This is a genomic window from Arthrobacter sp. zg-Y844, from assembly GCF_024385465.1.
Lineage (GTDB): Bacteria > Actinomycetota > Actinomycetes > Actinomycetales > Micrococcaceae > Arthrobacter_B.
In genome coordinates, this window is record NZ_JANFLS010000002.1 from 98,985 (window position 1) to 115,280 (window position 16,296).

13 protein-coding genes and 2 tRNA genes are annotated in these 16,296 nt (G+C 65.9%); 8 read left to right on the top strand and 7 right to left on the bottom strand.

Features of this window, described 5'->3' with window-relative positions:
• Positions 1-334 precede the first annotated feature (334 nt).
• Positions 335-2,017: an energy-dependent translational throttle protein EttA gene (gene ettA, locus NNX35_RS07220; RefSeq protein WP_227921013.1), complete on the top strand. Its 1,683-nt coding sequence runs from the start codon at positions 335-337 to the stop codon at positions 2,015-2,017.
• A 78-nt stretch (positions 2,018-2,095) separates the two neighbouring features.
• Here the strand turns inward: ettA and NNX35_RS07225 are convergent, their stop codons facing one another.
• A complete protein-coding gene (locus tag NNX35_RS07225; protein ID WP_255867379.1) occupies positions 2,096-2,980 on the bottom strand; it encodes an acyl-CoA thioesterase II in 885 nt (294 codons plus the stop codon).
• A 147-nt stretch (positions 2,981-3,127) separates the two neighbouring features.
• Here NNX35_RS07225 and NNX35_RS07230 point away from each other — a divergent pair, with 147 nt between their 5' ends.
• Positions 3,128-3,607 (top strand): thioesterase family protein, encoded by a 480-nt coding sequence (locus NNX35_RS07230; protein ID WP_255867380.1) that lies wholly within the window; start codon positions 3,128-3,130, stop codon positions 3,605-3,607.
• On the top strand, positions 3,608-4,270 hold the full coding sequence (locus tag NNX35_RS07235) for a hypothetical protein (RefSeq protein ID WP_255867381.1): 663 nt from the start codon (positions 3,608-3,610) through the stop codon (positions 4,268-4,270).
• A gap of 18 nt (positions 4,271-4,288) precedes the next feature.
• Here NNX35_RS07235 and NNX35_RS07240 read toward each other — a convergent pair whose 3' ends face one another.
• The 5 genes from NNX35_RS07240 to NNX35_RS07260 all read right to left on the bottom strand — a co-directional run bounded on the left by NNX35_RS07240 (position 4,289) and on the right by NNX35_RS07260 (position 11,899).
• On the bottom strand, positions 4,289-4,777 hold the full coding sequence (locus tag NNX35_RS07240) for a globin (protein WP_255766466.1): 489 nt from the start codon (positions 4,775-4,777) through the stop codon (positions 4,289-4,291).
• Positions 4,770-5,447, bottom strand: coding sequence for a mechanosensitive ion channel family protein (locus NNX35_RS07245; RefSeq protein WP_255766465.1), 678 nt, complete (start codon positions 5,445-5,447; stop codon positions 4,770-4,772). The genes NNX35_RS07240 and NNX35_RS07245 overlap by 8 nt, the downstream gene beginning before the upstream one ends.
• Positions 5,448-5,495: 48 nt before the next feature.
• Positions 5,496-6,014: an OsmC family protein gene (locus NNX35_RS07250; protein ID WP_255867382.1), complete on the bottom strand. Its 519-nt coding sequence runs from the start codon at positions 6,012-6,014 to the stop codon at positions 5,496-5,498.
• A gap of 56 nt (positions 6,015-6,070) precedes the next feature.
• Positions 6,071-8,623, bottom strand: a complete 2,553-nt coding sequence (gene pepN / locus NNX35_RS07255; RefSeq protein WP_255867383.1) for an aminopeptidase N — start codon at positions 8,621-8,623, stop codon at positions 6,071-6,073.
• A 180-nt stretch (positions 8,624-8,803) separates the two neighbouring features.
• The gene (locus NNX35_RS07260) at positions 8,804-11,899 is read right to left on the bottom strand and encodes a zinc-dependent metalloprotease family protein (protein ID WP_255867384.1); all 3,096 of its coding nucleotides are present in this window, start codon (positions 11,897-11,899) and stop codon (positions 8,804-8,806) included.
• A gap of 248 nt (positions 11,900-12,147) precedes the next feature.
• On the opposite strand from NNX35_RS07260, the gene NNX35_RS07265 reads away from it, so the two are divergent.
• The gene (locus NNX35_RS07265) at positions 12,148-12,618 is read left to right on the top strand and encodes a ribose-5-phosphate isomerase (RefSeq protein ID WP_227921043.1); all 471 of its coding nucleotides are present in this window, start codon (positions 12,148-12,150) and stop codon (positions 12,616-12,618) included.
• Positions 12,618-13,538, top strand: coding sequence for an Fpg/Nei family DNA glycosylase (locus NNX35_RS07270; RefSeq protein WP_255867385.1), 921 nt, complete (start codon positions 12,618-12,620; stop codon positions 13,536-13,538). Before NNX35_RS07265 ends, NNX35_RS07270 begins: the two co-directional genes overlap by 1 nt.
• Before the next feature lie 107 nt (positions 13,539-13,645).
• On the opposite strand, the gene NNX35_RS07275 is transcribed toward NNX35_RS07270, so the two are convergent.
• Positions 13,646-13,719, bottom strand: a tRNA-Gly gene (locus NNX35_RS07275).
• 151 nt (positions 13,720-13,870) lie between these two features.
• Between NNX35_RS07275 and NNX35_RS07280 the strand changes: the two genes are divergently transcribed.
• The 3 genes from NNX35_RS07280 (at position 13,871) to NNX35_RS07290 (ending at position 16,254) form a co-directional block, all read left to right on the top strand.
• Positions 13,871-13,944 (top strand) — tRNA-Pro (locus tag NNX35_RS07280).
• A gap of 54 nt (positions 13,945-13,998) precedes the next feature.
• A complete protein-coding gene (tig, locus tag NNX35_RS07285) occupies positions 13,999-15,354 on the top strand; it encodes a trigger factor (RefSeq protein WP_255867386.1) in 1,356 nt (451 codons plus the stop codon).
• Positions 15,355-15,633: 279 nt separating this feature from the next.
• Positions 15,634-16,254 (top strand): ATP-dependent Clp protease proteolytic subunit, encoded by a 621-nt coding sequence (locus NNX35_RS07290; protein WP_227922731.1) that lies wholly within the window; start codon positions 15,634-15,636, stop codon positions 16,252-16,254.
• Positions 16,255-16,296 lie beyond the last annotated feature (42 nt).

A 16,296-nucleotide genomic window follows, 5' to 3' on the forward strand; every position in this document is an offset into this window, starting at 1 on the left:
CTTCGGTTTGTTGTGATCCCTGCGGTCTGTGGCAATTCCTGCGCCGCGCGGTGCAGGGATCCGGACATACTGCGGGGATCCGGACAACTTGCGGGGACAACCTGCAGGGATCCGGACATACTGCGGGGATCCGGACAACTTGCGGGGACAACCTGCGGGGATCCGGACAACCTGCGGGGACATGCTGCGGGGATCCGGACAACTTGCGGGGACAACCTGCAGGGATCCGGACACCCTGGAGGCCCGGTCTCCCCGGCCGCAGCGCAGGGGTAACCGCCCGGGCCCGACGCCGGGAAATGGTACATATCGGCGCTGACACATTAGCCTTGTAGATATGGCGGAATTTATCTACACGATGACCAAGGCCCGCAAGGCCGTTGGCGACAAAGTTATCCTCGACGACGTAAGCATGTCCTTCTACCCCGGTGCCAAGATCGGCGTGGTGGGTCCCAACGGTGCGGGTAAGTCCACCATCCTCAAGATCATGGCTGGACTGGACACCCCCTCCAACGGTGAGGCCCGGCTCAGCGCCGGCTACACGGTGGGCATCCTGCTCCAGGAGCCGCCGCTGAATGAGGAAAAGACCGTACTCGGCAACGTCCAGGAGGGCGTTGGCGAGATCTACGGCAAGATCCAGCGGTTCAACGAAATCTCCGAAGAGATGTCGCAGCCGGACGCGGACTTCGACAGCCTGCTTGAGGAAATGGGCAAGCTGCAGGAAGCCATTGACGCCGCCGATGCCTGGGACATTGATTCCCAGCTCGAACAGGCCATGGACGCCCTGCGCTGCCCGCCGCCCGAAGCCGATGTCACCCTCCTCTCCGGCGGTGAGCGCCGCCGCGTGGCGCTCTGCAAGCTGCTGCTGCAGAAGCCGGACCTGCTGCTCCTCGATGAGCCCACCAACCACCTGGACGCCGAGAGCGTGCTCTGGCTTGAGCAGCACCTCTCCGCTTACCACGGCGCCGTCCTGGCCGTGACCCACGACCGGTACTTCCTGGACCACGTGGCCCAGTGGATCGCCGAAGTGGACCGCGGACATCTGTACCCGTACGAGGGCAACTACTCCACGTACCTGGAAAAGAAGCGCGCACGCCTGGAAGTCCAGGGCAAAAAGGACCAGAAGCTGGCCAAGCGCCTCACCGATGAGCTGGACTGGGTCCGGTCCAACGCGAAGGGCCGCCAGACGAAGTCCAAGGCCCGTCTGGCCCGCTACGAGGAAATGGCAGCCGAGGCGGACCGCACCCGCAAGCTGGACTTCGAAGAAATCCAGATCCCGCCGGGCCCGCGCCTGGGCTCCCTCGTGCTGGAAGCCAAGGGCCTGCAGAAGGGCTTCGGCGACCGGCAGCTGATCGACGGACTGTCCTTCTCGCTTCCGCGCAACGGCATCGTCGGCGTCATCGGCCCGAACGGCGTGGGTAAGTCCACCCTGTTCAAGACCATCGTCGGTCTGGAAGAGCTCGACGGCGGTGAGCTGAAGATCGGCGACTCCGTGAAGATCTCCTACGTGGACCAGTCCCGCGGCGGCATCGACCCGGAGAAGAGCCTGTGGGAGGTCGTTTCCGAGGGGCACGACTGGATCCAGGTGGGACAGGTGGAAATGCCGTCCCGCGCCTATGTCTCCGCTTTCGGGTTCAAGGGCCCGGACCAGCAGAAGAAGGCCGGCGTGCTTTCCGGTGGTGAGCGCAACCGGCTGAACCTGGCCATGACCCTGAAGCAGGGCGGAAACCTGCTCCTGCTCGATGAGCCCACTAACGACCTGGACGTCGAAACCCTGTCCAGCCTCGAAAACGCGCTGCTGGAATTCCCCGGCTGCGCCGTGGTGGTCTCGCACGACCGGTGGTTCCTGGACCGTGTGGCCACCCACATCCTCGCCTTCGAGGGCACCGAGGAAAACCCGGCGAACTGGTACTGGTTCGAGGGCAACTTCGAGTCCTATGAGCAGAACAAGATCGAACGCCTCGGCCCGGATGCAGCCAAGCCGCACCGTGTGACGCACCGCCGCCTGACCCGCGACTAAGTCCGGCGCAGCCCGAGAAAAAAGAGCTCCGCTTCCCTTCGGGGAAGCGGAGCTCTTTTCGTGCAGGGTCAGCAGTGCTTACTGCGGGACGCGGACCATGCCTTCCTGGGCAACGGTGGCCACCAGTTCACCGCTTCGGTTGAAGATCCGTCCGGTGGACAGCCCCCGCGCGGCGGAAGCGCTGGGGGATTCCTGGACGTAGAGCAGCCAGTCATCCACCCGTACCGGCCGGTGCCACCACATGGCGTGGTCCAGGCTGGCAATGCTCATGCCCGGGGTGGTCCAGGCAAGCCCGTGACCGCGCAGCACCGGTTCCAGCAGGGTGTAGTCGCTGGCGTAGGCCAGGGCCGCGCGGTGGAGGTTCTCGCCGTCGGGCATTGGCTTGAAGGTCTTCATCCAGACGGCGTTGTGCGGGGTCTTTTCCCGTCCGGCGCGAACGTAGACCGGGTCCATTACGTGGCGGATGTCCATGGGACGCCGGTGGGACCACGCTGCGGCCACCGGGTGGTCGAAGTCCTTCAGCAGTTCGGCAGTGGTCGGCAGGTCCTCCGGCTCGGGGATGCCGGCGGGCATCTCCTCCTGGTGGTCCACCCCCGAATCGGGAACCTGGAAGGAAGCGATCATGGACAGGATCGGCTTGCCGTTCTGGTAGGCGTGGCTGCGCCTGGCGGAGAAGGAGCGGCCGTCCCGCAGCCGTTCCACACCGAAGGTAATGGGTACCTCGGTGTCGCCGGGGCGGAGGAAGTACCCGTGCATGGAGTGCATGATCCGGTCTTCGGGAACGGTGCGGGCCGCAGCAACAAGGGACTGGCCCAGCACCTGTCCGCCGAAGACCCGCTTGCGCGGTTCTGCCTGGGAACCCCCGACAAAAATGTCCTCGTCGGTCTTCGCGCCGTCGGCCCAGCTAAGGTTCAGGAGCTCGAGCAGGGACGCGGTCGGATCGAAGGATTCATCAATGGACATGAGGGACTATCTCCTAGCAGGAAAGGCGGTGCTGCCTGAGGCAGGAACCGTGGAACACTTCTAGCTTAAACGTACCGGTCAGTAACCAGTGCGGCCGCCGGTGGCCTGCGTTTTAGGGCAAACCTCACTCTCTGGAAAGATGGGGGGATGTCTGTGCATCGTTTCCCCGTCCAGCTTCGGTTCGGCGACCAAGATCCCAACGGCCACATCAACAACGTTCGGTTCGTCCAGTTCCTCGAGGAAGCGCGGGTCCAGCTGGGCCTGCTGCCGCTTCCGGCCGGTGCGGGCGGGCCGGGTAGCTTCCGGGACCTGTCCGGGGACCGGACGGCAACATACGTGGTCCGGCAGGAAATCGAGTACGTGTCGCCGTTGCTTCACCGGAAGGAACCTGTCTGGGTGGACGTCTGGGTGACCCGGATCGGCTCCAGCAGCCTTGCCTACGGTTTCCGCGTGGCGGATGAAGACCCGGCGACGGTGTACGCCTACGCCGAAGCTGCCATGGTGCAGGTGGAGGCTGCCACCGGCAGGCCCACCCCGCTCACGGACGAGCAGCGGGAAGTGCTCCAGGCGTGGATGGGCGAGCCCGTGCCGTTCCGTGCAGCCGTTCCTGCCGGACAGGGGAACTAGATGGACAGCGAACTCCGGCTGGCGGATCCGCAGGTCACGGCCGATCTGCGCAACTTCGTGGCCCGTGCCCGAACGGCCGACGACGGCGCGGTCCGCCTGCAGGCCGTGGGCAGTGTCCTGGCCGCCTATGTCTGCGTCCTGCGCCCCCGGATCCTCGGGGAAGACACGCCGACCGTGCTGGGCCTGCGGACCATGCCGCTGGCTGCTCCGGCGGAGGTGGACGCCACGGTCCAGCTGTCGGCAGTGGGGGACCGGCTCGCCCGGATGGGAACCGCAGACACCGTGCTTCCCGTGCCGCCGATGACCGTGCGCGAAACGTGGGCGGGCATCCTGGCACCGCGTTCGGGCTGGCAGCCGGCCGGCCGGGTTCCGGTACAGCTGCTCGAGCAGACGGCACACCGCGGAATCCGCGAGGTCGCGGCGATGCTGCCCCAGAGTCCGGGAGCCGCCGTCGTGCACAGTGCCCGGACACGGGTCTGGGCGCAGCCCATGGGCGGAACCGAAACGCCGGTGCCCGCAGGGGCTGCCTTTGCGGCGCTGTCCCTCGGCTTCCTGCCCGCCGACGGACCCGAGACCGACGCCTCCCTGTTCAGCAACGGGCGCTGGCTGCGGCTGAGTACCCCGCTCGGGCACGTCCTGACCCGGTTGCCGGCGGTCCTGTAGGCCTGCCGCGGCGGCGGATCAGGCCGAATTGACCATGGAGTGGGCAGCCCGCTCCAGGTAATCCCAGAGGGTCCCCTCGTGCAGGGGTGAGAGCTCGAGGGAGTCGACGGCGGCACGCATGTGCCGCAGCCAGGCGTCCCGCGCCGCGGGGGTGACGATGAAGGGCATGTGCCGCATCCGCAGGCGGGGGTGCCCGCGCTGCTCACCGTAGGTCTTCGGGCCGCCCCAGTACTGCTCGAGGAACAGGAGCAGGCGTTCCTTGGCCGGCCCGAGGTCTTCCTCGGGATACATCGGCCGCATCAGGGGGTCCTCCGCCACTCCGGCATAGAACACGTCCACGAGTTTCACGAACGTGGGATGCCCGCCCACGGCCTCATAGAAGTTGTCCGTGTACTGCGGCTGCTGGAAAGCCTGCGGCTGCAGCGTGGGCTGCTGCGCCGGCTGCAGCGGCAGGGATGCCGCGCTCGGGGGCGCCTGGGGTGCCGTTTCAGGCGACGGTTCAGTCATTGGCGGCCATGCCGTCCTTGAGCGCGCCGGCCTTCGCCGGTTCCTCCGGTTCTGCCGGTGTTTCGCCCAGGTACGTGCCCTGGGAGCGGTTGCCGATCTTGGCGATCTCGCCGTTGCGGATGTACCAGATGACGCCGCGGTCATCGATGATCCGCGTGATCCGGATGCCCACGGACTGCACCGTTCCGGCGGTGTCGCCGACTTCGATGACGTCGCCGATTCCGTACTGGTCCTCAATGGTGATGAAGAACCCGGCCAGGGCGTCGCGGATGAGTTCCCGCGCGCCGAAACCGAGGGCGATGCCGACAATGCCGACACTGGCCAGCAGCGGGGCGATGTTGATGCCGACGGCATCCAGGACCATGATGATCGCGACGGTCCAGATGGAAACGTTGACGGCGCTGCGCAGCAGGGCGCCGATGGTGTCTGCGCGCTGGGCGCGGCGTTTCTTGTCCAGGTTGCGCATCACCGGCTGCGCCCACTTGATCTTGGAGGAGTGCAGCAGCGAATAGCCCTTCTGGGCGCGCGCCACCAGCCGGTTGATCAGGAAACGCGCGACAAACCACACGCCCGTGGCGGCCAGGACAATAAAGGCAGCCTCGATCAGGCCGGAAAAGTCGAAATCATTGACGGTCACTGAAGAGAGGTCAATTTCGGAAGCGGAAAGCACGGGTAGCCGTTCACCTTTGTGTAGCCGGACAGTGGTCTGCGGTTAAGGCTACCCGTGCCGGCCGTGCCCGGAGGGCAGCTCGGGCACGGTCAGCGTCCGGGGCCGGTGCTCCACCGGGAAATTGACGCTCCGCGCAATGAAGCACAGCCGGTTCGCCTCGGCGTGCATCGGCCCGGCTGCCAGTTCGACGGCGGCCGGCCCCGCGCCGCCGTCGATAGTCACCTTGGGACGAAGCACGGCTGTGGTGAACTCACCGCTGCCGTCCCGGTTGAGCCGCAGCAGCCCCTCCGGGGAGTCCTCATAGGCGAGCACCCTGATGCCGTTTCGGACCGCCACGTGCAGGTAGGAAAGCATGTGGCACTGGGCCAGTGCGGCCAGCAGAAGCTGCTCGGGGTTCCAGCGGTCCCGGTCGCCGTGGAAGGTGGGATCCGCCGTTCCGGGCAGGTCAGGCAGTCCGGGGGCGCGGATGATGTGGTCGCGGCCGTAGCCGCGGTAGGAAGCGGTCCCGTCGCCGCGGTTTCCCGTCCATTCCAGGTCGAGCGTGTAACGGTGTTCGGAGAGATTCACGTTCTCCAAGCTACCGTCTGAGCCGTTGGATGGAAGGGAACCGCGGCGGCAAGGTGTTACCGGTCGGCCTGCTGCGCCTTCAGGGCGCGGACCACGCCGTCGCGGCTTTCCAGGACCAGCCGTCGCAGCGAGGGCGAGTCCCCGCCCAGATCGGCGAGGAAGGCATCGGTGGTGTCCACCGTGTCCTGGCGCGTCAGCCGGGACGGATAGAGGCCGACGGCGATCTGCTGGGCGATCTCATGGGTGCGGCTGGCCCACACGTCGCGGATCGAGGCAAAGTACTTCTGTGCGTACGGTTCCAGCAGGCCGGTGTCGTGGACCCGCATGAATCCGGCGATGGCCGAACGCTGCGCGGCGTTGGGCATGTCGGAGCGCTCCACGATCGCTTCCCAGGCCGCTGCCTTGGCTTCTGCCGTGGGGATGGCCGCACGGGCCATGGCCGCTGCAAGGGCACCCGTGGCGGTGGCATCGCGCTCGAGTTCCGCGTCGATGTCCGCTGTGCCCAGCCGGCCTCCGGCCACGAGACCGGTGAGCAGCTCCCAGCGCAGGTCCGCGTCGACAGCCAGCCCCTCAAGGGACTGCTCGCCGGTGAACAGACCTGCCAGCGCGTCCAGCTGCTCGTCCGACGAGGCGTGGGCGGCGAAGGCCTTGACGAACTGCAGCTGTGAATCGGAGCCCGGCTCCGCTGCCGAAGCCAACTCCCAGAGACTCTCCGCAGCGGCAACGGTCATGGGACCGCGGTCCTTGGGGCTGACGTAGAAGGCCAGGGTGGTGGCCAGCTGGCGCAGCAGCACCTGGACAACGGTCGAGTCGGACTCGGAGGCGATGTTCTGCAGGACCAGTTCCACGTAGTTGCGGGCGGGGATCTCGGCGTCCCGCGCTGCGTCCCAGGCGGAGGCCCACACGAGCGTCCGGGGGAGGGAATCCGCAATGTTGCGCAGGCTGCGGGTGGCGGTGTGCTGCGAGGCGGCGTCCAGGCGGATCTTTGCGTAGGCAAGGTCGTCGTCGTTGAGCAGCAGCAGGGCCGGGCGCGGCTGGCCGATGAGTTCGGAAACTTCGGTGCGTTCGCCGTCGACGTCGAGCTCCACGCGGTGCGTGCGCTGCAGCCGGCCGTCCGCGTCCGGGTTGTAGAAGCCGATCGCCAGGCGGTGCGGGCGAAGGGTGGGGTATTCCTCGATAGCGCTCTGCAGCACGGCGAAGGACGTGATGGTACCGTCCTCATCGGTCTCGAACTCCGGACGCAGGGTGTTTACGCCGGCAGTCTCCAGCCACTTCGCGGACCAGTCGGACAGGTCCCGGCCGCTGGCTGTTTCCAGCTCCGACAGCAGATCCGACAGCTCGGTGTTCTGCCAGGAGTGCTTGCCGAAGTACTCGCGCACGCCGGCCATGAACTTATCCTGTCCGACCCAGGCCACCAGCTGCTTGAGCACGGAAGCGCCCTTGGCGTAGGTGATGCCGTCGAAGTTGACCTGGACGTCTTCCAGGTCCCGGATTTCGGCGACGATCGGGTGCGTGGTGGGCAGCTGGTCCTGGCGGTAGGCCCAGGCCTTTTCCAACGAGGCGAACGTGGTCCAGGACTGCTTGAACTCGGTGGCCTCGGCAGCGGCGAGGGTGGACATGAACTCTGCGAAGGATTCATTCAGCCACAGGTCGTTCCACCAGCGCATCGTGACCAGGTCGCCGAACCACATGTGCGCCAGTTCGTGCAGGATCGTCACGGCGCGGCGTTCCACGGTGGCTTCGGTGACCCGGGAACGGAAGACATAGCTCTCGAGGAAGGTCACGGCACCGGCGTTTTCCATGGCCCCGGCGTTGAACTCGGGCACGAAGAGCTGGTCATACTTTTCGAACGGGTACGGCGTGCCGAACTGCTCCTCGTAGAAGGCGAAGCCCTGGCGGGTGAGTTCGAAGATGTTCTCCGCGTCCATGAACTGCATCAGGGACCGGCGGGCAAAGACACCCAGGGGGATGGTGCGTCCGTCGGAACTGGTCAGCTCGCTGCGGACGGACTGGTACGGACCTGCGATCAGCGCGGTGATGTAGGAGGAGATCCGCGGCGTGGGTTCGAAGGACCAGGTGGAGCGCGGACTGGCGTCCGTCAGGTCGCCGGCGGCAACGGGTTCCGGGGTGGGGGAGTTGGAAATGACGTCCCAGTGCGACGGCGCGGTGACCGTGAAGCGGAAGGTGGCCTTCAAATCCGGCTGTTCGAAGACCGCGAACATCCGGCGGGAGTCCGGAACCTCGAACTGCGAATAAAGGTAGACCTCGTTGTCCACGGGGTCCACGAAACGGTGCAGGCCCTCACCGGTGTTCATGTAGCGGGCGTCCGCGTCCACCACGAGTTCGTTGGACTCGGCGAGGTTCGGCAGGGAGATCCGCACGCCGTCGGACACCTCCGCCGGGTCCAGGGACACGCCGTTGAGCGTGATCCGGTGAACCGTGTCGGTGACCGCGTCGATGAAGGTCGAGGTCCCGGGGCGGGCGGAGAACCGGACGACGGTCGTGCTGCCGAACACCGCCTCTCCCCGGGTCAGGTCGAGGTTGACGTCGTAGGACTCGACGTCGAGGAGTTCTGCACGTTCACGGGCTTCGGAGCGCGTGAGATTCATACCTGGCAAGGTTGGGCCTTTCTCAAGGACAAGGAGTGCGGCGGATTCATGGTGTTTGCAAGAATCTTCCACACTAGTGATCTTGTGCAACAGTCTCTCATCGCCAAGCACCCTTCCAAAGCACGGAACGGCGGATTGCAAAGAGCAATCCGCCGTTCCGGTGTGTCCTGCCGTCAGCCGCTAGTTGTAGCTGACCTGTACCTTGCCGTCGGCATCCCGGGTGATCTTTCCGCCCTTGAAGCTCTGGACCGTTGCACCGCCTGCGGCCGCGGTCGGACCGGAGGTCGGGTATCCGAGACGTCCCGTCTCCGCGCCCTGCGCACGGTAGGCGTCCCGGACGGGTCCGTTTGCGAGGATATGCGTTCCCGTGCCGGCGGAGGAGAGGATGGTGCCGCCCTCGTATTCCTGTGTGGTTCCGCCGTTGGAGGATTTTTCTCCGCTGGTCGGCAGTCCGAGGTAGCCCGAGTTGAAACCGGTGGAGCCCCAGGCTGAACGAATTGCCCCGTTCTTCGAGATCTGCGCCCCGGTCTTCTGGGACCAGATGATCGCGCCGCCCTCATAGTCCTGGTACTTGCCCTGCGCTCCCATGCTCCGTTCCCCTCCGGTGGGAAGCCCCAGATAGCCGGAGTTGAAGCCCGTGGAACCCCAGGCTGAGCGGATCGGTCCGTTCAAGGACACCTGGGCTCCGGTCTTTGCAGACCAGATGATGGCTCCGCCTTCGTAGTCCTGGTAGCTGCCCTGGGTGCCCATGGCCCGTTCCTCCCCGGTCGGCAGGCCCAGCGGACCGGCGTTGAAGCCTGTGGCGCCCCAGGCCGAGCGGATGGGACCGTTCCGGGAGATCCTGGCCCCGGTCTTCTCCGACCAGATGATCGCGCCGCCCTGGTAGTCCTGGTATTTCCCCTGAGTGCCCATGCTTGTCTCCGGGCCGGTGGGAAGCCCGAGGTAGCTGGCGTTGAAGCCCGTGGCGCCCCAGGCCGAGCGGATGGGGCCGTTCTTGGAGATCTGTGCTCCGGTCGCAGCGGACCAGATCATGGCACCGCCCTGGTAGTCCTGGTAGGTGCCCTGGGTCCCCATCAGGACTTCATTGCCCACGGGATATTTGAGGTCCGACTTTTCCGCTCCGGCGGCACGCCAGACATTCCGGACGGCACCCGTGACGATCCAGGCCCCGGACGCAGGGGAGTGGATGATGGTTCCGCGCTGGTACTCCTGGGAGGTGCCGCCGTCTGCGAGCGTCACCTGGTTTGTCGTCGGGTAGCCGATGGGGCTGTTCTCGAAGCCGGAACGGCGCCAGGCTTCACGGATGGGTCCGTTCCGGGAAACGCGCGCGCCCGTGGCCGGAGACCAGATGATGGCTCCGTTCTGGAAGTCCTGGTAGGTTCCGCCGTTGGGCAGTCCGCCTATTTCGTTGCTCGTGGGATAGCCAAGGTAGCTGCGTTCAAAACCGGTGTAGCCCCACTCGGTGCGGATCGGGCCGTTCTTGGAGATCCGCGCCCCGGTGGCGGGCGACCAGATAATGGCGCCGCCCTGGTAATCCTGGTAGGCGCCGCCGTTGGGCAGGCCGTAGACCTCGTCACTGGTGGGAAGGCCGAGGTAGCCGGCGTCGAAACCCGTGGACGCCCAGGCGGAGCGGATCGCTCCGGTGGAAACGCGTGCACCTGTGTTGGGGGACCAGATGATGGCTCCGTTTTGGAAGTCCTGGTAGGCCCCGCCGTCCTTCAACCCGCCGCGGATATCGCCGATCGCGTTGCCCAGCTCCGGGTGCGCCCTGCGGGCTTCGTCGATCGGGGCTCCGGCACGAGCGGCGACGCCGCCGGTCACCGTGACGGACGCGGCTTCGCCGCTGATCCAGTTGACGTGCACCGTTGTGCCGGAATGCGAGGTGAAGGTCTGGCCGGCCTGCCAGGTGCTGTTGGCATTGGTATAACCGCTGAAATCCCGGGTGTTGGGTGCAATAACCAGGGAATTCACGGCCCAGTCGTTCGCCAGGTCCGGCTTGACGATCTTCACGCCGCGGTTGCCGCCGACAGCCGTGGACTCGTCATATCCCACCGGAAGCCGAAGCTCGAGGTAATAGGTCTCGCCGGAGGAATCCCTGAATTTCACCGCACGCTGCGCGGAAGAGCCGGCCCAGGGCCTCAGGGTGTATGTGATCGAGGATCCGGGTGTACCGGCGTTGTAGATCTCGTCGCCGCGGCCGAAACCGCCGGCGTCCCAGAAATACGAATTAATGGCCGGCGAAGGATACTGTGCGTAACCCATGAGATCGGAAGTGTCTCCGTACTCACGCGAGGTGCAGGAACCGTCGGCCCAAGCGCCGTTGGAGCCGACACCGATATCGGATCGGCCGTTGTTGCATTTGAGGCTGTTGGCGTGCAGCAGGCCCAGTACGTGGCCGAATTCGTGCGTCACCACGTTGTTGGTGAAGCCCGAAGGCTGCGGCATCAACACCGAACCGCTGGTGGGACCGGAAGTCCAGCCGCCGCCGAGGATGCCGCCGTACCCCCCGCTCTTGAGATCGCCGGCCGGCACAAAGACCAGCAGGGCATTGTTGGCGCTGTCCCGCCATCCGAGGTCACGCTTGATGGTATTCATCATGTCGGCGTAGTCCTGCCGGGAATTGGCGGAGCTGTTGATGGCGCGGGTGCTGGTATGGAGCACGCCCAGCCGGCCGTTGGACATGGCACGCCAGTACTGGTTGGCCGCGGTCATCGAGTTAAGTGCTCCGGCTTCATTCACCGCGCCCCGGTTATCGGTAAGCGTGGCGTACACGAGCGTGATGTTGATCGTCCCGCTGCGGGCAGCGGCACCCATCGTGCTTGCACCGCCGGCCGCGCTGCTGAAGGCAGAGGCGCCGTGGTCATGCGCTGCGGAGATGTCCGTCTCCACGGCGGAACGCACGGTCCCGTCCGGGTCCGTGACCATCGGAGTGTTGGGACCGGGGACCGGGAAGCCCCCGCCGACCACGGGGTCGTACCCGAGCTCATCCCCGGATTCGGCCGTGTCCGTGTGGCTTTCTTCGCCGTCGGCGGGATGTTCCTCAGCCGGGGCGGCGGTCAGCGGGGCGGATGGCGTCGGTTCAGCCCCCGGCACGGCTTCCGCGACGGCGCTGCCGGCGTCGGGCGCAGGAGAGGGAGGCAGGGTGGCGGCGCCGGGATCGGCGGGGACCTGTGTGGCCGCGGGTTCGCCGGGGACGGCGTACTCCTGTGCCGGAAGCCCTCCTGCTGTCAGCGAAACGGCGAGGAGGGCCAGAACGGCGAGTTTTGCACTTTTCAAATGACTAATCCTTGTAGGGCGATTCCTGGTGGGCGCAACGGTGCTGTATCCGCGACGCCAGCGTCGGACGCGGGTAGACCGCTCCAATCCGGAGGGATCGGAGTATAGTCCTACCTGCTCTATCGGCACGCAGCAACGCCATGTAAGGGCGGTTTCCGGTCGAGGCGGGGGAATTTGGAGACGCGGCTGCAGCGGAAGCTAGGCTGGAAGCGTCTTTTCCCCATCCTCAAGAAACGGACTTACCCCAAATGCGCGTCCATATTGCAACCGACCACGCAGGCATGGAACTGAGCTCCCACCTCATTGCCCATCTGACGGGCAAGGGGTACGACGTCGTCGACCACGGCCCCCGGGAATACGATGCCGAGGACGACTACCCCGCGTTCTGCATCGATGCGGCCGAGGCCGTTGTCCGGGATCAGGAAGCGGGCACGGATGCCCTGGGAATCGTGCTGGGCGGCTCAGGCAACGGCGAACAGATCGCCGCCAACAAGGTTCGGGGAGTCCGGGCCGCACTGGCCTGGAACCTGGAGACCGCAAAGCTCGCACGCCAGCACAATGATGCCAATATCGTCGCCGTGGGCGGGCGCCAGCACAGCGTAGAGGAGGCCACCGGAATCATCGAAGCCTTCCTCGCCGAGCCCTTCAGCGACGCCGAACGCCATGTCCGCCGGATCGGACAGATTGCACGGTACGAAACCACCGGCTCCACGCTCTAATGCCCGAAGGGCATTCCATCCACCGCCTGGCCCGGCAGTTCTCCTCGGTGTTCGGTGGCGAAAGGCTCACCGTAAGCAGCCCGCAGGGCCGGTTTGCTGCCGGTGCCGCCCGGCTGGACGGACATGTGCTCGAGGCGGCGGAAGCCCACGGCAAGCAGCTGTTCCTGCGTTTCGACCATGATCTCTACCTGCGCATCCACCTTGGCCTCTACGGCGCCTTCGATTTCGGCGGGGACGAAACGTTCATCGGATCCTCCAGTATCGGAGCGCCCCGGCGGCTGGGGGAGCAGGAGGCGGCAGGCGACGACGGCGCGGGCTACTCCGGGCCGCCCGAACCCAAGGGGGCGGTGCGGGTCCGGCTGGTTTCCAAGCACGGCTGGGCGGACCTGCGCGGCCCCACCGCCTGTGAGGTGGTGACCGAAGCCGAACGCCGAAAGGTGCTGGCCAGGCTGGGGCCGGACCCGCTGGCGGGCGGGGACGGCGGCGCCGGGGATGACGGCGCCGCAGGTGCCGGGCGTGCTGCGGAATTCACGCGCCGGCTGCGCAGCAAGGGCTCGCCTGTCGGCCTCCTGCTGATGAACCAGGAGGTGCTGGCGGGGGTGGGCAACGTCTACCGCGCCGAAGTGCTGTTCCGGGCCCGGATTTCACCCTGGCGGCTGGGCCGCAGCGTGGGCGAGGGCGAGGCGGGGGCCCTGTGGGACGACGTCGTGCGCCTGATGAACGACGGAGTGCGGCAGGGCCGGATCATCACTACGGAGCGGCAGGACCGGGACGACACCGGCGAGCCGGTCCCCGTGTCCGAGGCCCACTATGTCTATAAGCGGACCGGACTGCCGTGCCGGCGCTGCGGAACCCCGGTGGCGGGAACCGAGATGGGCGCCCGCAAACTGTACTGGTGCCCGTCCTGCCAGGCCGACTGATCCTGCCAGGCCGACTGGGCGCGGGCGCGGGCAGCGGCCTGGCCGCCTGGCCTGCACGGGCCTAAAAGCAAGAAGGGCCTTCCGCGCGGCGGAAGGCCCTTCTAAGGTGGAGGGGATGACGGGAATCGAACCCGCGTAATCAGTTTGGAAGACTGAGGCTCTACCATTGAGCTACATCCCCGGCGCCGTAAGGCAGGTTTTACCTTAGCACGCGAAAACCGGCCGTGAGTAATCGGCCGGTATCCGGCTCCCAACCGGGTGCGGAATCGATCGTGGTGCCGGGAAAATTCGTCATACCAGCTTCAGGGCAGGTAGGCTGTCAGGTGCACTGACGGGGTGTAGCTCAGCTTGGAAGAGCGCCTGCTTTGGGAGCAGGAAGTCGCAGGTTCAAATCCTGTCACCCCGACTCTGTATAACCATGGTGCAGACCAATCCCAGAACCCTCAGGAGAACTTACGCTGTGAAGAGCGCCGTAGAAAACCTCACACCCACGCGGGTAAAGCTCAACGTCGAAGTTCCGTTCGAGGAACTGAAGCCGAGCATCGAAGAGGCCTACAAGACCATCGCCACTCAGGTGCAGGTCCCGGGCTTCCGCAAGGGCAAGGTTCCCAACCGCCTCATCGATCAGCGCGTTGGCCGCGGCTACGTCCTCGAGACGGCGATCAACGACGGACTCAATGGCTTCTACGCCGAAGCCGTCCAGGAAACCGGAATCAGCCCCCTGAGCCGGCCCGAAGTTGAGATCACCGAAGTGCCGGACCCGACCACCGACGAAGGCCAGCTGGTCTTCACCGTCGAGCTGGACATCCGCCCCGAAATCGAGCTCCCGGACTACGCCGGCCTCGAGGTCACCGTCGAGCCCGCCGAGGCTTCCGACGCCGACGTCGACAAGGCCCTGGACGAGCTGCGCAGCCGCTTCGGCACGCTGAAGTCCGTGGACCGCCCCGCCGCCGCCGATGACTTCCTGACCATGGACCTGGTCGCCACGGTAGACGGTGAAGAGGTGGATTCCGCTGCTGACCTGTCCTACCAGGTAGGCGCCGGCACCATGCTTGAAGGTATGGACGAGGCCGTTACCGGCCTGAGCAGCGGCGAATCCGCCACCTTCAACACCAAGCTGGCCGGCGGTGAGCACGCCGGTTCCGACGCCGTGGTCACCGTTACCGTCAAGGCAGTCAAGGAGCGCGAGCTCCCCGAGGCCAACGACGACTTCGCCCAGCTGGCAAGCGAGTTCGACACCATCGCCGAGCTCCGCGAAGACCTCACCAAGCGTGCCGCCGAGTCCAAGCTGATGGAGCAGGGCGTCGAAGCCCGCGACAAGGTCCTGGAGAAGCTGCTCGAGCTCGTTGAGGTTCCGGTTCCGGAATCCGTCATCGAAGAGCAGATCGAACAGCACTTCAACTCCGAGAGCGCCCAGACCTCCGGTCCGGACCACGACACCGAAGAGCACCGCGCCGAGGTTCGGTCCAACACCGAGCAGGCGTTCAAGAACGAGATCATCCTTGACGCCGTAGCCGAGAAGGAAGAAGTAGGGGTCAACCAGAACGAGCTGATCGACTACATCGTTTCCTCCGCTTCGCAGTACGGCATGGATCCGAACCAGTTCGCCCAGCTGATCGACCAGAGCGGCCAGGTTCCGATGATGGTCGGCGAAGTCCGCCGCCGCAAGGCACTGGCCAAGGTCCTCGAGCTGGCCAAGGTCACCGACACCACCGGTGCCGAGATCGACCTCACCGAATTCGTCCGGCCCGCCGGCGAAGAGGTCGAGGCAGCAGAAGCAGAAGCAGAAGAGCAGCAGAACGAAGACAAGGCCTAGCCTGTCCCGGTTTCCTTAACCGCCTGTTGTGCCGCCGGTCCGAAAGGGCCGGCGGCACAGTGGTTTAAGCGTTCCTTTGGCGGGCGGCCCGCGCCACAGACCGATGTGACGCGCATCGTGCGCCGTCAGCGAACAGCCGGCCAAACAGAAGCAGATCGCCGCCGCGACAGGCTAGTGTCCTAGAAGAGACAAACGGCAGGAGCCGCTGGCACGGCCAGCACCCGTTCCTGCCAGAGCGAGAGGTCACTCAGTATGGCAACTGCACCGAACACACCCACCATGGCTACGGTGGACCCGGCCGGCCGGGACGACTACATCTACAACCGCCTGCTCAAGGAGCGGATCATCTGGTTGGGCTCGGAAGTCCGGGACGAGAATGCCAACGCGATCTGCTCCCAGCTTCTGCTGCTTTCCGCGGAAGATCCCGAAAAGGACATCTACCTTTACATCAACTCTCCCGGCGGCTCCGTGACCGCAGGCATGGCGATCTACGACACCATGCAGTTCATCCCGAACGACGTCGTCACCGTCGCCACCGGCCTGGCCGCCTCCATGGGCCAGTTCCTGCTCTCCTCCGGCACCAAGGGCAAGCGCTACGCAACGCCGCACGCCCGCATCCTGATGCACCAGCCCTCCGGCGGAATCGGCGGCACGGCTTCGGACATCAAGATCCAGGCCGAGCTGATCCTGAACATGAAGCGTGTGATGGCTGAGCTGACTGCCGAGCAGACCGGCCAGACCGTCGAAACCATCCTCAAGGACAATGACCGCGACAAGTGGTTCACCGCGCAGGAAGCCCTCGAATACGGCTTCTTCGACAAGATCTCCGCGCACGCAGGCGGAGTGACCGGCGGCGGCGGAACCAACCAGGACCAGGCAGAGGGCAAGGACGAGGACTAGGGTCCCCGGCCAGCCACCCCTCCATTTGCAGACTTCAGGAGT

Excerpts from the sequence above, each read along its gene's own strand:
- ettA (WP_227921013.1), top strand. The coding sequence starts at position 335 with ATGGCGGAATTTATCTACACGATGACCAAGGCCCGCAAGGCCGTTGGC.
- NNX35_RS07225 (WP_255867379.1), bottom strand. The coding sequence starts at position 2,980 with ATGTCCATTGATGAATCCTTCGATCCGACCGCGTCCCTGCTCGAGCTC.
- NNX35_RS07230 (WP_255867380.1), top strand. The coding sequence starts at position 3,128 with ATGTCTGTGCATCGTTTCCCCGTCCAGCTTCGGTTCGGCGACCAAGAT.
- NNX35_RS07235 (WP_255867381.1), top strand. The coding sequence starts at position 3,608 with ATGGACAGCGAACTCCGGCTGGCGGATCCGCAGGTCACGGCCGATCTG.
- NNX35_RS07240 (WP_255766466.1), bottom strand. The coding sequence starts at position 4,777 with ATGACTGAACCGTCGCCTGAAACGGCACCCCAGGCGCCCCCGAGCGCG.
- pepN (WP_255867383.1), bottom strand. The coding sequence starts at position 8,623 with ATGAATCTCACGCGCTCCGAAGCCCGTGAACGTGCAGAACTCCTCGAC.
- NNX35_RS07265 (WP_227921043.1), top strand. The coding sequence starts at position 12,148 with ATGCGCGTCCATATTGCAACCGACCACGCAGGCATGGAACTGAGCTCC.
- NNX35_RS07270 (WP_255867385.1), top strand. The coding sequence starts at position 12,618 with ATGCCCGAAGGGCATTCCATCCACCGCCTGGCCCGGCAGTTCTCCTCG.
- NNX35_RS07290 (WP_227922731.1), top strand. The coding sequence starts at position 15,634 with ATGGCTACGGTGGACCCGGCCGGCCGGGACGACTACATCTACAACCGC.